At 65.8% G+C, this 13,552-nt stretch carries 12 protein-coding genes and 1 tRNA gene; 2 read left to right on the forward strand and 11 right to left on the reverse strand.

Going from position 1 to position 13,552, the window contains the following annotated elements:
* Position 1 precedes the first annotated feature (1 nt).
* From BUF17_RS03920 to BUF17_RS03945, 6 genes are all read right to left on the reverse strand, one after another.
* A complete protein-coding gene (locus tag BUF17_RS03920; protein WP_073625819.1) occupies positions 2-2,287 on the reverse strand; it encodes an FdhF/YdeP family oxidoreductase in 2,286 nt (761 codons plus the stop codon).
* Between the two features lie 306 nt (positions 2,288-2,593).
* Complete coding sequence (locus tag BUF17_RS03925) at positions 2,594-3,430, reverse strand: alpha/beta fold hydrolase (protein WP_073625820.1); 837 nt, start codon at positions 3,428-3,430, stop codon at positions 2,594-2,596.
* Positions 3,431-3,725: 295 nt separating this feature from the next.
* Entirely contained in the window at positions 3,726-5,063 is a 1,338-nt protein-coding gene (locus BUF17_RS03930; protein WP_175563596.1) for a peptide MFS transporter, read from the reverse strand.
* A gap of 282 nt (positions 5,064-5,345) precedes the next feature.
* Positions 5,346-6,329: an acrylyl-CoA reductase (NADPH) gene (gene acuI / locus BUF17_RS03935; RefSeq protein WP_073625822.1), complete on the reverse strand. Its 984-nt coding sequence runs from the start codon at positions 6,327-6,329 to the stop codon at positions 5,346-5,348.
* A 29-nt stretch (positions 6,330-6,358) separates the two neighbouring features.
* The gene (locus tag BUF17_RS03940) at positions 6,359-7,336 is read right to left on the reverse strand and encodes a DnaJ C-terminal domain-containing protein (protein WP_073625823.1); all 978 of its coding nucleotides are present in this window, start codon (positions 7,334-7,336) and stop codon (positions 6,359-6,361) included.
* A 293-nt stretch (positions 7,337-7,629) separates the two neighbouring features.
* Positions 7,630-8,064, reverse strand: a complete 435-nt coding sequence (locus BUF17_RS03945) for an RT0821/Lpp0805 family surface protein (RefSeq protein ID WP_175563597.1) — start codon at positions 8,062-8,064, stop codon at positions 7,630-7,632.
* Positions 8,065-8,256: 192 nt separating this feature from the next.
* Here BUF17_RS03945 and pdxH point away from each other — a divergent pair, with 192 nt between their 5' ends.
* A complete protein-coding gene (gene pdxH / locus BUF17_RS03950) occupies positions 8,257-8,871 on the forward strand; it encodes a pyridoxamine 5'-phosphate oxidase (protein WP_073626061.1) in 615 nt (204 codons plus the stop codon).
* A 79-nt stretch (positions 8,872-8,950) separates the two neighbouring features.
* Here the strand turns inward: pdxH and BUF17_RS03955 are convergent, their stop codons facing one another.
* From BUF17_RS03955 to BUF17_RS03965, 3 genes are all read right to left on the reverse strand, one after another.
* Entirely contained in the window at positions 8,951-9,157 is a 207-nt protein-coding gene (locus BUF17_RS03955; protein WP_073625825.1) for a hypothetical protein, read from the reverse strand.
* Positions 9,158-9,546: 389 nt separating this feature from the next.
* On the reverse strand, positions 9,547-10,461 hold the full coding sequence (locus BUF17_RS03960; protein ID WP_073625826.1) for an MBL fold metallo-hydrolase: 915 nt from the start codon (positions 10,459-10,461) through the stop codon (positions 9,547-9,549).
* A gap of 151 nt (positions 10,462-10,612) precedes the next feature.
* A tRNA-Pro gene (locus BUF17_RS03965) sits at positions 10,613-10,689 on the reverse strand.
* Between the two features lie 416 nt (positions 10,690-11,105).
* Here BUF17_RS03965 and BUF17_RS03970 point away from each other — a divergent pair.
* Positions 11,106-11,963: a BglII/BstYI family type II restriction endonuclease gene (locus tag BUF17_RS03970; protein ID WP_244530746.1), complete on the forward strand. Its 858-nt coding sequence runs from the start codon at positions 11,106-11,108 to the stop codon at positions 11,961-11,963.
* Positions 11,964-12,153: 190 nt separating this feature from the next.
* Here the strand turns inward: BUF17_RS03970 and BUF17_RS03975 are convergent, their stop codons facing one another.
* Together BUF17_RS03975 and BUF17_RS03980 are read right to left on the reverse strand one after the other, a co-directional pair.
* The gene (locus BUF17_RS03975) at positions 12,154-12,465 is read right to left on the reverse strand and encodes a TM2 domain-containing protein (RefSeq protein WP_175563598.1); all 312 of its coding nucleotides are present in this window, start codon (positions 12,463-12,465) and stop codon (positions 12,154-12,156) included.
* A 157-nt stretch (positions 12,466-12,622) separates the two neighbouring features.
* Entirely contained in the window at positions 12,623-13,267 is a 645-nt protein-coding gene (locus BUF17_RS03980) for an MT-A70 family methyltransferase (protein WP_244530747.1), read from the reverse strand.
* Between the last annotated feature and the right edge of the window lie 285 nt (positions 13,268-13,552).

Genomic DNA, 13,552 nt, shown 5'->3' on the forward strand with positions numbered 1-13,552 from the left:
CTCAGGACCCGGCTTGGGCTACGTGGGCGCGCAGCCTGACCGGGATCGATTTGTAGGCTGGCGTGCCGCACTCGCGGTCGTAGTCGGCGGCGGCCACCAGCACGTTCGCTTCCGGATAATAGGCGCCCACCACACCCTTCGCGATCGGATAGGCGACCGCCGTCACCCCCGCGAGCACGCGCTCGTCCGGGGTGACGAGGTCGACCTTGCTACCCTCAGCGAATCCGAGCGCGGCGAGGTCCTCGGCATTCATGAAGATCACGTCGCGCCGGCCGGTGACACCACGGTAGCGATCGTTCAGCCCGTAGATCGTGGTGTTGTACTGATCGTGGCTACGCAGCGTCGTGCAGATCAGCGTGCCCTCGTCGCGGCCGTCATCTTCCGCGATGCCCGGCGCCACCAGGAAGTGCGCCTTTCCATCCGGGGTGTCCCACTTGCGGTTCGAGGCATCGACACGCAGGCGGAAGCCGCCGGGCTGGCGGATGCGCGCATTGAAATCGAAGAAATCGGGAAAGACCTCCTCGATCTTGTCGCGGATCCGGTCGTAATCGGCGGTCATGCCCTCCCAGTCGACCGGGCTGTCGGGGAAGGTCGCCCGCGCGATGCCCGCGACGATGGCGACCTCGGAACGCAGGTTTTCCGATGCCGGCTTCAACCCGCCGCGCGAGGCGTGGACCATCGACATCGAATCCTCGACCGTCACCGCCTGCCGGACGCCGTTCTGCATGTCGCGCTCGGTACGGCCGAGACACGGCAGGATGTAGGAGTGTTTGGCGACGAGCAGCGCTGTGCGGTTCAGCTTGGTGATGATCTGGACGTTGAGGTCGAGCTTGCGGAACGCGGCGAACGCCACCTCCGGGTCCGGCATCGCGACGGCGAAGTTGCCGCCGAGGCCGATGAAGGCACGCGACGAGCCCTCGGCCATGGCCGCAAGCGCCTCGACCGCGTTGTGGCCGTGCTTGCGCGGCGCGGCGATGCCGAACGCCTTGTCGAGTCGCGCCAGGAACGGCTCGGCCGGAATTTCGGTGATGCCGACGGTGCGGTCGCCCTGCACGTTGCTATGGCCGCGCAGCGGGCAGATGCCGGCACCCGGCTTGCCGATATTACCGCGCAGCATCAGCAGGTTGGCGATCTGCCGGACGTTCTCGGTGCCGTGCCGATGCTGGGTGATGCCCATCCCGTAGCAGACGATCACGCGTTCCGCAGACCAGTAGGTCCGCGCCATCTCCTCGATGGCATCGCGCGCGAGCCCCGCGCGGCGGACGATGGCATCCCAGGAAATCGCATCGAGATCGGCGACCAAGCCGTCGAAGCCGACCGTGTGCTCGGCGATGAAGGCACGGTCGAGCAGGCCCGCGCCACCGGCCGCGATGTCCGCCGCGTCAGCCGCGAGCAGCGCCTTCATCATGCCCTTCAACACCGCGACGTCGCCGCCGACCTTCACCTGGTGATAGGCGGACGCCAGCGGCGTCGACGACAGGGTCAGCATCGTCTCCGGGCTTTGCGGGGCGGCGAAGCGCTCCAGACCACGCTCCCGCAGGGGGTTCAGAACGACGATCGGCTTGCCGCGAAGCGAGACCTCGCGCAGCGTCGTCAGCATCCGCGGATGGTTGGTGCCGGGATTGTGGCCGATGCAGAACACCGCGTCGGCCTGGTCGAAATCTTCCAGCATCACGGTGCCCTTGCCGACGCCGATGGATTGCGGCAGGCCGACGCTGGTCGGCTCATGGCACATGTTCGAGCAATCGGGAAAATTGTTGGTACCGAACGTGCGCGCGAGAAGCTGGTAGAGAAACGCCGATTCGTTGGATGACCGGCCGGAGGTGTAGAACTCCGCCTGATCGGGATGGTCGAGCGCGTGCAGGCGCGCGGCGATGCCGGCGAAGGCCTCGTCCCAGGTCACCGGCACCAGCCGGTCCGTCTCGGCGTCGTAGCGCATCGGCTCCGTCAGGCGCCCGGCGTCCTCGATCTCGTAGTCGGACCAGCCGCGGAGTTCGGAAACCGTGTGCTCGGCGAAGAACTCCCGCGTCACCCGCTTCCAGGTCGCCTCCCAGGTGACGGCCTTGGCGCCGTTCTCGCAGAACTCGAACGACGACGTGTGCTTGGGATCGGGCCAGGCGCATCCCGGGCAATCGAACCCGTCGGGCTGGTTCATTTCGAGGAGCGCACGGGTGTTGGCGCTCGCGCCCATCTCCTTGCGCACCGCATTGGCAACGGCCTGAAGCGCGCCCCAGCCGCCGGCCGGGCCACCATAGGGCGCAACGCCCTTGATCGGGGAATCAGCCACGAAATCTCTCCCTCTCCATCGGTCTGGCCGGCCCTGCGGATTGGCAGCGGGCGGGACAGGACGTTGCGTCCGACATCGGCGTGACGAAATCAGGCGATCCGGCGATGCCGGCCATATGGTTCGCCCCACATTCGATCAGCCTAGAGTGCTTTCAGGCAGGATGGAACAATTCCGGCATGCGCTAAATCCGCAAAATCATCAGGGACTTGCACACATTATTGTTCCTCCCGGCAAAATGCCCGCACGGGTGCGGACTGATCGCGGGCGGAGCCGGCCGCACCAGGGGTGCAGCCGGCGTTCGCGTGCTCAGCTCCGGACGAAGGCGAGCAGGTCAGGATTGATGACGTCGGCATGGGTCGTGAGCATGCCGTGCGGATAGCCCGGATAGGTCTTCAGCGTGCCGTTTTGCACGAGCTTCACCGAGAGCCGGCCGGCCGCATCGATCGGCACCACCTGGTCGTCCTCGCCGTGCAGCACCAGAACCGGCACGCTGATCGCCTTCAGGTCCTCGGTCTGGTCGGTTTCGGAGAAGGCCTTGATGCCCTCGTAGTGCGCCTTGGCACTGCCGGTCACGCCCTGCCGCCACCAGTTCTGGATGATACCCTGCGACACAGCCGCGCCCGGACGATTGAAGCCGTAGAAGGGGCCGGAGGCGACATCGAGGAAGAACTGCGAGCGGTTGGCGGCAAGCGCCGACCGGAAGCCGTCGAACACTTCGATAGGCGTACCCGCGGGATTCGAGGCGGTCTTGAGCATCAGCGGCGGAACGGCGCTCACGAGCACGGCCTTGGCAACGCGGCCGGCCGGCTGGCCGTGCCTGGCCACATACCGCGCGACCTCACCACCGCCGGTGGAATGGCCGATATGAACGGCATTCCGCAGGTCGAGATGCTCGGCCACAGCCGCTGCGTCGGCGGCGTAGTGGTCCATGTCGTGCCCTTCGCTCACCTGCGCAGAGCGGCCGTGGCCGCGGCGATCGTGAGCGACGACGCGATAGCCGTGGCCCAGGAAGAACAGCAGCTGCGCATCCCAGTCGTCGGAGGAGAGCGGCCAGCCGTGGTGGAACACGATCGGCTGCGCATCCTTCGGACCCCAGTCCTTGTAGAAGATGTCGACGCCGTCCTTGGTGGTGACGAAGGGCATGATTTGTCTCCGTGTTTTCAGAAGGTTGAAGCTGTCTTCCGGAGACCATTCTTGCCGGATGGCCGCCCTTCGACAATTCATCCCCACGGTCCGATGCCTATTGCATCGGGGTGCATGCCCTAAACGTTCGTATGATTGCGAAGCGTGAATCCGTCCCGCTCGCGCATGCCCCGGTCAGACCAAACCCGTCTAGAACATAGCCGTTCAGATCGAACCGATCTGAACGGGCCATGCTCAAGGTTTTAGATCTTGAGCGCTCACCACGCTGCGCGGTGAGGCCGGCGGCGGGCTGATCTCAGGCGCCCGTCTCGGCTCTGATCTCGCGCCGTTCGCGGTTGAGCAATCCCTTGGCGACGCGGATCATCGCCCAGGTCGCCGCAGCGGCCATCGCCGCCTGAACGCCGAAATAGAGCGCATCGCTGATCCGGCCGAAAAGCTGGTCGAACAGCGCGCCGAAGCTGTCGCCGAAGAACGATGTCAGCAGGAAGAGCGCCGTGATCTGCGATTTCATCGACATCGGCGCCACCATGAAGGACAGTTGCAAGCCGACGACGGAGATACAGAGTTCCGCGATGGTGATGCACACGGTTGCCGCAACCAGCCACCAGATCGAGACCTTGCCGTCACCCGCCAGAAGACCGGCGGTCGCCATCACGGCGAGCGCGATCACGGTGAGCACGAAGCCGATGACCATCTTGTCCGTCGGCATCAGCGGCCGCCCGCGCGCGGCATCGAGCCTGCGCCAGCCCCAGGCCAGGACGGGCGTCATGCAGATGATGATCAGCGGGTTGAGGCCCTGCGTCTGGGCGGCGGTAATCGACACGCCGAACGGCCAGAGATCCAGATTCATGCTGTCCTGCGCCATGAAAACCCAGGTCGACGTCGCCTGGTCCGCCAGGAACCAGTAGACGGCAACGAGCGCGAAGATGCCGATCAGCCGGCTGAGGACGGCGCGCTCCTCCTTCTTCTGCAGGGCGCTCTTCTTCTCGACGCTGCGCCACCCGATGGTCTCCGGCGGAAAGTGCCGGCGGCCGGTCATGAACACGAGCATCGACACGGCGATCAGAAGCGCCGGAATCATCAGCGCGACCTCGTAGCCGTAATAGACCTGCACCAGCGGCAGGCCGAGCGAGGCCATGGTCGAGCCGATATTGATGGCCGCGTAATAATAGGCGAAGGCGTCGTCGAGCAGATGCCCCTTGCCGAGGCGTTCGTACATCAGCCCCATCAGCGTGGAGGTGTTGGGCTTGATGGTGCCGGAGCCGAGCGCGAGCAGGCCGAGCGCCAGGAACAGGAACGATTCCTGACGGAAATAGCCGAGGATCAGGTGCCCGGCGATGTAGGGAATGCAGAACCACACGATGGTGCGGTAGCGGCCGAGGAAATGATCGGCGATGAAGCCGCCCAGCAGCGGCGTCAGATAGCAGGCTGCCGTGAAGAGCTGGACGATGGAGCCCGAATCGTCCTCCCGGAACTGGAAGACATTGACGAGATAGAGCGCGAGCAGCACCCGCATGCCATAGAAGCTCGCGCGTTCCGCGAGCTCGGCCCAGAAGACGTACCAGAAGCCGGCCGGATGTCCGGACAATAGCCATCCCCGGCCGCTGTCGGCCGCCGCAGTTGCCTCGCTCATGCGTTTGTCTACCCCCAATGGCGGCACCGCGGATCGGCGGTGCGCGCGACGTTCAGCCCCGGCGAAACCGTAGCCGGCTCCGCCCGTGATGGGGAAGTGCCGAGCGGGGACAATCGGGAAAAGCATGCCGCCAAAACGCCATAATCCGGCGAAGTGCGGCCCGGCGAGCACGGTCGAGCGGCTGAACCCGGTTCAGGCCGGGTACCGCCTCGAAGCGGCGAAGAAGCAGGTCGCCGGCTGGCATGGGCAGAGGGGTTCTATCCGGTCAGGGAGGACGAAGCCTCAACTGGCGATGCGAACCACGCAGCGACCGCGCAACCGCCCCGCCAGAAGATCGTCCGCAGCCGCCACGGCCTCCGCGAGCGCGATTTCGCGTGTGATCAAAGCGAGCTTCGCCGGATCGAGGTCACGCGCCAGCCGCGACCACGCCTCGATGCGATCGGCTTGCGGGCGGTAGACGCTATCGATGCCGGCGAGGGTGACGCCGCGCAGGATGAACGGCGCGACCGTCGCGGGAAAATCCATCCCCTGCGCGAGCCCGCATGCGGCAACGATGCCGCGATAGCACATAGTGGCACAGACATTCGCGAGCGTGTGGCTGCCGACGCTATCGATCGCCGCGGCCCATCTCTGGCTGCCGAGCGGCTTCGACGGCGCGGAAAACTGCGCGCGGTCGACGATCTCCGCCGCCCCCAGGCGGGTGAGGAAATCCGCCTCCTGCGGCCTGCCCGTGGAGGCGACCACCCGAAAGCCGAGCGTGCTGAGGAGGGCGACGGCGATGGAACCGACCCCGCCGCTGGCGCCAGTGACGAGTATGTCGCCCGATGTCGGCTCCACGCCGTGGCGCTCGATCGCAAGCACCGCCAGCATGGCGGTATAACCGGCGGTGCCGATCGCCATGGCCTGAGCGGGCGTGAAGGCGGCCGGTAGCGGTACCAGCCATTCGCCCTGGACGCGGGCCTTCTCCCCAAGGCCGCCCCAGCGGCTCTCACCGAGACCCCAGCCGTTCAGCACGACCCGGTCTCCCGGCCGGAAGGCTTCCGACGCGCTGTCGACGACCGTGCCGGCGAAGTCGATGCCCGGGATCATCGGGTAGCTGCGCACCACCGGCCCGCGGCCGGTGATGGCAAGCGCATCCTTGTAGTTCAGCGTGGAGTGGGAAACGGCGACGGTCACATCACCGGGCGGCAAAGCGTCTTCTTCAAGCCGCGTCAAGCCGGCCCTGCGGCCCTCAGGTCCGTTCTCGATGAGAATGGCCTCGAACATCGCCGCCCTCCGCGCCATGCTGCAACCGATCAGCCCCCGAAGGCCGGCCCTCTCACAGTGTAGGGCTTGGTCTCGCGCCAGCGCCGCATCAGCGCGGACAGTTCGGGATCGTCCTCAGCCGGCAGCACGATGCGCAGCGACACCATGAGATCGCCATGGCCGCCCGACTTGATCGGCAGGCCCTTGCCGCGCAGGCGCAGCGTGCGGCCGGAACTGGAGCCCGGGCGCACTGTCAGATCCACCGCGCCCGACAGCGTCGGCACGCGGACCTTGCCGCCCAGCACCGCCTCGTCGAGCGTGATCGGCAGTTCGAGAAGGAGATTGCCGCCCTCCTCCGCCTTGAACAGCGGATGCGGCGCGAACTCGACCGTCACGATGGCGTCGCCCGCCGGTCCGCCGAACGCGCTCTGCTCGCCCTGCCCCTTCAGCCTGATCTTCTCGCCCGGCTGAACGCCGGCCGGCAGCGAGACGTTGAGCGTCTTGCCCGTCGGCAGGGTCACACGCACCTTGTTGCCGGCGGCGACATCTTCGAGGCTGACGGGAACGGTGACGGCGAGGTCCTCGCCGGCAGGCGCCGGCTCGGCGGATGTCCGCGCCCGGGCGCCGCTGCGCCCGCGGCCGCCGAGCATGTCGTTCAGGATGGAGTCGATATCGACCTCTTCCCGCGCACCGCGGCCACCGCCACGGAAATTGAACCCCGAGAACCCACCGGTGCTGCCGCCACGGAAGCCGCCGGATGCAGCCCTGGGATCGAAGCCGAAGCCTTCGAAATTCGGCGCGCGCGGCTTGCCGTCGGCATCGATCTCGCCGCGGTCGAACTGGCCCCGCTTCTCGCTGTCGCCGACGATCTCATAGGCAGAGCTGATCTCGGAAAAACGCTCCTGCGCCTTGGGATCGTCCTTGTTTCGATCCGGATGGTAGCGCTTGGCGAGCTTGCGATAGGCAGACTTGATGTCGCCTTCGCTCGCATCCTTCGCCACACCCAGAACCTGATACGGATCCCGCATGAAACACTCCCGACAAGGCGACCTATCCGGCCGCCCGTAACGTCCCGCCGCACGGCCGGAACGCTGATAACATCCCCGCGTTGTCCTCCGGTTTGTTGCGCGGCCAAGGCCCGGATGCAAGCCACATCCCGACGCCTGCGCATCCGGCAGATGCAGCGAAACGGGGAAATCGGGGGATGGCGGCATCACGGCCCTGACGGCGCTTCACCAGAAGGCAAAGCTCGTTGCCGTATGTAGGAAGCGTAGGAATAAATGCCAGACGTCGCGGCACGGATTTGTGGCCGAATTGACCCTCAAAGCGTGGATGTCTCATCCCCGGTTGCGGCGGAGCCGGGGCTTTGCACCGCCTTCCCCACCGGCGCCAGTCCGTCGACAGTCCATGCTCCGTCCGCGCGGCGGCAGGCAATGCCGTGCATGGCGCGCAAGCCGTCGACCGCATTGATGGTCGTGTCGAACGAGCGGCACGGCGTGCCGTCCGGATCGGAGATCGAGGCGACGTTGGTCACGCGCCCCTGGGCGCCACTTTGCGGGTTGGACCACATCAGCGGCCCTTCGACGCCAAGGCCGAGCGCGCTGCCGATGGACGCGAGATCGCCCGGCGTCAGCCCCGAATCGCGGGCCGTGGCGGCACCGACCGGCGATCCCATAGTGGATGCGGTGTCGAGATCGCCGTCGGGGCCGAGCGGCAGACCGAGCGAAGCGGTGCAGCCGGCGAGACATATCGACACGACAACCGGCACACAGAAGCGAGAGACGCGCGACGCATGCCGCAAGCCCGTGGCGATATGGCCACGATCGAAGGCGCACGCCGGCATCAATTCCAGCATCGCGTGCTGGCCCTGCCGGGAGGACCGGGAGTATGTACGGGCAAACGCAAGCACCTGAGACCCGCCATCATGTCCAACGAGTTCGAGCGTCCCATGCCCGAGTTAATGAGTGGTGACTTCTCGGCCGCAGACGAGCCTTTCGCCCTGTTCGCCGAGTGGCTCGCCGATGCCACGGCCTCCGAGCCCAACGATCCGAACGCCATGGCACTGGCCACGGTGGACAACGATGGTTTGCCGGATGTGCGGATGGTGCTTTTGAAGCATGCCGACGTGGAAGGATTCGTGTTCTACACGAATTATGAAAGCGCCAAGGGCCGGGAGATCCTCGGGCATCCCAAGGCGGCGCTGTGCTTCCACTGGAAGAGCCTGCGCCGCCAGGTGCGTGTGCGGGGGCCGGTGACGCCCGTCGACGGCGCGGAGGCGGACGCCTATTTCGCGTCGCGCCCTCGCGGAAGCCGCATCGGCGCGTGGGCCTCGAAGCAGTCGCAGCCGCTCGAAAGCCGGTTCGCGCTCGAGAAGGAGGTCGCGCGCTACACGGCGAAGTTCGGCCTGGGCACGATCCCGCGCCCGCCGCACTGGTCCGGGTTCCGCATCGCGCCGGTCGCCATCGAATTCTGGCACGACCGCCCATTCCGCCTGCACGACCGCATCAGCTTCACACGCCCGCATCCCGGCGCGGCCTGGGATAAGGCGCGGCTCTACCCGTGAGGCCGCGGGATTCCCGCGGCGGCCTCTTGGAACGGCCCGATTCGCCGGGCCGTTGGTAAGCCGGCGTAGTCGAGGCGCCTCAGTGGTGAGAATCGCTTTCGAAGCGCCCGATAATGGCGGAGTGTCCATCCGCGCGCTTGGCAGCGGGCTTCGTCTTTACCGTGTCAACCGCGTTCAGCACCGGAATGCCGATCGGCTTATACTTGTTCGCCAGATCGGATTGGCTGGCGGGCGATTGACTCATCTGGTGCTCGGCCCGTCGGGGCTTGTCGTGATCGTGTTTCATCGCTCGTTTTCCCTCCGGTAAAACGCACCGGAGCCTCCTTGCCGTTTTGGAAGACCATGGTCGAATCCACTCGGGAACGACCAAAGAGTTCCCTTTTCTCGTTAGAAACCTCGATTGCGGCAAGATATTGGAAAATCGAAGCTGCGGAACTGCAGCGCTGATCACGATCTATAACGCCTTGAAACAATCCACATGCGATGGGAATGCACGGGGCGTTTACCATTTACCTCCCCATGGCGACCCATGACATCGACTGGCCTGACCGTTTTTATGCAATGAAGCCTGATCGTCAGGATCTACTATCAATTCTGGCGCCGCAGGGCCGAAGCGCGCCGCCGACCATACGGCGAGCCTCACCACGCCTCCCCGAGGATGCGGGCTGCTGTCACTCAGGCTGCCGGCAGAAACCGGGACGTGAGGCCAATTCCCCCCTCCGCCAGCACGAGCCCGCGGGCGGCGAGATCCTCCACATGAGCGAGCACGGACAGCGCAGCCGCAGGCCTCAGCGCCGGGTCGAGCCCCACATAGACCTCTGCGACGATCTCATCGGCAGTGCCATGCCCGGCGCCGATGCTGTCGAGGATCGACCGCTCGCGTTCGAGCCGGTGCTGCTTCAGCGCACGGACATAGGCGGCCGGATCGGTGACGGGGTTGCCGTGACCGGGTAGGTAAAGTCGATCGGAACGGGCGGCGAGCCGGTCGAGCGACGCCATATAGTCGCTCATGGCGCCGTCGGGAGGCGCGACGATCGAGGTCGACCAGGCCATCACGTGGTCGCCGGAAAACAGCACCCCGGATGGGCCTGCGAGCGAGAACCCGAGGTGGTTGGCGGCATGGCCGGGCGTGGCAACGGCCGTGAGCCGCCACCCGGCGCCTTCGACGGCGCCGTTGTCGCCGACCACGATATCGGGCCGGAAGGCGAGATCGCCGGAGGCATCCAGCCTGGCGGCCTCATCGCCGGCCTTGAGCGGCCGCGCCGGGCGATGCGGCCCCTCCCCCACCGTCGGCGCCCCCGTCAGCGCCTTGAGCCGCGCTGCGCCGGGCGAATGGTCACGATGGGTATGGGTGACGAGAATCGCCGTGATGCGCGCGCGGCCCGCTGAGGCGAGAATCGCAGCGATATGGTCCGGATCATCCGGACCGGGATCGATCACGGCGATCTCACCGTCGCCGACGAGATAGGTGTTGGTGCCATGAAACGTGAACGGACCCGGATTGCGGGCCGTGATGCGCCGGATGCCGCCGCCAAGGACGACGGGCTGCCCATAGGCCGGATCGAACGAACGGTCGTGAACGAGAGCCATGGCGCGCCTCAAACCGGAACCGGCGAACGCGCTCGCAGCAGACCCGCCGCAGCGGACTAGCATCCTGAGATGATCGTCGGAGGAGAACGGCCACATGCGGCCGTCCAGTTGCCGCGCCATTTCGGGACTGGCGCCAAGCACTTGATAATATTGGTCGGAGTGGCAGGATTTGAACCTGCGACCCCCTCGTCCCGAACGAGGTGCGCTACCAGGCTGCGCTACACTCCGTCCCGCGGTGTTTGCCGCGCCGGTCTTATAGCGAGGGGCGCCGACGGCTGCAAGCGCCATCGGCACGGAATTCACAGCCCTTGTTGCGCGCCGCGATTTTCCTGTTCGAAGCGTTGGGAAGCCGCGGAATTCCAAAGCCGGCAACGCTCCCAGAGGCGCTTTCCGGGCCGTTTGATACGTTTGGAACCGCCGATCAGTATGATTTTTGCTGCTACGCACAAAATGCATGGCAGGGATGCCGACATTTGGCTGGCCTCCAATGCTGCATCGCGGTATCAAGAACACGCCCTCTTTGGGCGTTTCCTCCCTAGACTTAAGACCGCGCGCTCGTTCGCTGCGGTCTTTTTTTTGTCTGCATTGCAGCGTCGTGCGCCTTTCGCCCTTCCGCCGCCGCCGCTTCACAGCCCCTCTGGCCCGTGCTCTATCATCTCCCGATGTTCGAATCGCTCGCCGAACGCGGCTTCCAGATCGCGTTCCTGTCCCATGCCAAGGCCATTCTCGGGGTCGATTTCCCCGACGCGCTGGCGGAGCTCGAGGCCGCGCTCGCGGGGCTGTCGATTCCGATTGCGGAGATCGTCGGGTCGGGCGGCGGCGAGGCCAAGGGCACGCGGCGGCTGCGAGAGGCACTGGCCGCGAGCCACTGGGTGAAGACCAAGTTCACCATCGAGAAGCGCATCAACGGCGTCCCGCGCGAATCCATCAGCCACGAGGTCGACCACGTCCGAACCTTCCCGGACGGGCGGGTCGTCGCACTTGAGATCGAATGGAACAACAAGGATCCGTTCTTCGACCGCGACTTGGAGAACTTCAAGCGGCTGCACGCCGAGGGCGCCATTTCGGTCGGCATCATCGTCACCCGAGGCGCGTCGCTGCAGGATGAACTACCCACGCTCGTTCGCCGCTTCGCCCGCGAGCAGGGCCTGGAGACGCTCGACCAGATTCGCGCACTCGGCCTCAACCCGACGCCGCGCCAGAGCGCGGACATCGTCCGTCGCGCCTCAGCGTCTGGTGGATCGTTCGTCGATGCGTGGGCGTCGGTGTTCTGCGCCGACAAGTATGGCGCCGCCACGACGCACTGGCGCAAGCTGGAGGACCGTGTGAAGCGCGGCGTGGGCAATCCCTGCCCGCTGCTTCTGATCGGCCTGCCCGCCGCTATCGTATCCTTCGACGCGCCGCTCGCCGGCGACGATCCCGATCAGTTGTCCCTGACCGACCTCTTGCCCGAACTCGATCGGACGGGCGCAGTGGCCCGGGGCGAGGCCGAGAGAGCATAGACCCGCCTGCCCTCAAGCGCGACGGGCCGCCACACATGCCCGGCGATTCGAATGCCCGCAGGCTAATGCTGCTTAGAGCATATCCTTGTCGTTCAGATCGGATCGATCTGAACGACAAGGATATGCTCAAGCTTTTGAATCTGGAGCGATTTCTTTCCGATCTGAAGAGTCCATCAGATCGGAAAGCGCTCTAGCCGTATTTCGCCGCAAAAGCTTCGTCGCTCATCGTCAAGTAGATGATGAACTCGATGAAAGCCAAGATGGCCGGAATAAACGTCCAGCAGAACAAAAGATAGAGCAAGCCTGTCCAAGGCCGGCCGAGATAGAAGCGATGGACGCCGAAGCCGCCGAGGAAAAAGGCGAGCAACGCGGCCGTAACGCGGCTCTTGCGGCCTATGGCACCCGGTTGTACCGCGCCGCAATGCGGGCACGCCCGGGCGGAAGCGTGCAACAGTTGCCCGCATCCCACGCAATATTTCTGATCGACGATCGTCTGCGACATCGCCGTCCCCCTCCCCAGCTCATCCGCAACGCCGTGTACTCAACTGGACGCGAGCGCGATGCCGTATCCTTAGGTTCCGCGTCACCCCGTCCCGAAAACCTGATCAGCCCAGCAATCCAGTCTCGGCTTTCGGCAACGCAAGTCAAACGTTATCGGATCATTCCGCAGCGTCGGCGCGCGTGGTTGCGGAATTGTGGGCGTAGGTATCCCAAGTCGGTTCGTAGCTCTCGTCGGCCTGATTGCCCCAGGTCGCCCAGCCCTTGCGCACGCCTCGGCCGAACATCTCGAGATAGGGACCGGGCGAGCACGACTCGATGATGCCGTATTGCTCGTCCGGCTTGCGCGAATGCTCGCGCTTGCGCGTCGCTAAATAGTTCACCTGGGTACGGCCGGGATCCAGGGTCCGGGCATTGCGGCCGCGGGTGCCGAACAGGATGAGCTCGGTCACGTTGCGGAAATAGAAGCCGACGCCACGGCCGTCGCTGCCGCCGTCCTTGCGCACCTTGTGCCAGACGATGTTGGACTTGTAGGTGAAGCCCCATGCCTTCAGCACCTGCAGCCCCTCGGGCAACAGCGCATTCGGAACCCAGAGATAGAGGTGAGCGGTGGGTGCGGCCACATCCGCCACCGGCAACCCCGCGATCTCCGGCAGCGAGAGGGTGCCGTAACGCGACAGCCGGCGATGCTCCGGCGCGACCTTTCCCGTGCGATTGACGAACTGCCACGGCGGATCGGCCATCACGGTGGCGAACCGCCGGCCGGCAGCGAACCGCAGCAGATCCTGTCCGGGCGACTCCTGCACCACTGACTCCTGCCTCTGTGATTCCTGCCCCGCCGCTTCCGGCACGGCGGCAACATGCGCGGTCGAATCCTGCATGGACCCGGGCTTACGGGCGCGCAGCCGGACAGCAGCAGATTTCGCGGCGTCGTTGCGAGCCGGCATTCCAGTCTCCAGGCAGTCCCGAACGCACGGGCGAATCGAAACGGGGCGGGCTCGAATCCCCCGCACGGACGGCACCAGCCTAGCGGTCCCGTTCGAAATCCGCGACCGGATTTGCGCGAGACCTGTCGCGCAATGCGCGCGCGA

The sequence above is a fragment of the Pseudoxanthobacter soli DSM 19599 genome, assembly GCF_900148505.1.
Classification (GTDB): Bacteria; Pseudomonadota; Alphaproteobacteria; order Rhizobiales; family Segnochrobactraceae; genus Pseudoxanthobacter; species Pseudoxanthobacter soli.

Excerpts from the sequence above, each read along its gene's own strand:
- acuI (WP_073625822.1), bottom strand. The coding sequence starts at position 6,329 with ATGTTCGAGGCCATTCTCATCGAGAACGGACCTGAGGGCCGCAGGGCC.
- BUF17_RS03975 (WP_175563598.1), bottom strand. The coding sequence starts at position 12,465 with ATGTCGCAGACGATCGTCGATCAGAAATATTGCGTGGGATGCGGGCAA.
- BUF17_RS03925 (WP_073625820.1), bottom strand. The coding sequence starts at position 3,430 with ATGCCCTTCGTCACCACCAAGGACGGCGTCGACATCTTCTACAAGGAC.
- BUF17_RS03955 (WP_073625825.1), bottom strand. The coding sequence starts at position 9,157 with ATGAAACACGATCACGACAAGCCCCGACGGGCCGAGCACCAGATGAGT.
- BUF17_RS03960 (WP_073625826.1), bottom strand. The coding sequence starts at position 10,461 with ATGGCTCTCGTTCACGACCGTTCGTTCGATCCGGCCTATGGGCAGCCC.
- BUF17_RS03940 (WP_073625823.1), bottom strand. The coding sequence starts at position 7,336 with ATGCGGGATCCGTATCAGGTTCTGGGTGTGGCGAAGGATGCGAGCGAA.
- BUF17_RS03930 (WP_175563596.1), bottom strand. The coding sequence starts at position 5,063 with ATGAGCGAGGCAACTGCGGCGGCCGACAGCGGCCGGGGATGGCTATTG.
- pdxH (WP_073626061.1), top strand. The coding sequence starts at position 8,257 with ATGCCCGAGTTAATGAGTGGTGACTTCTCGGCCGCAGACGAGCCTTTC.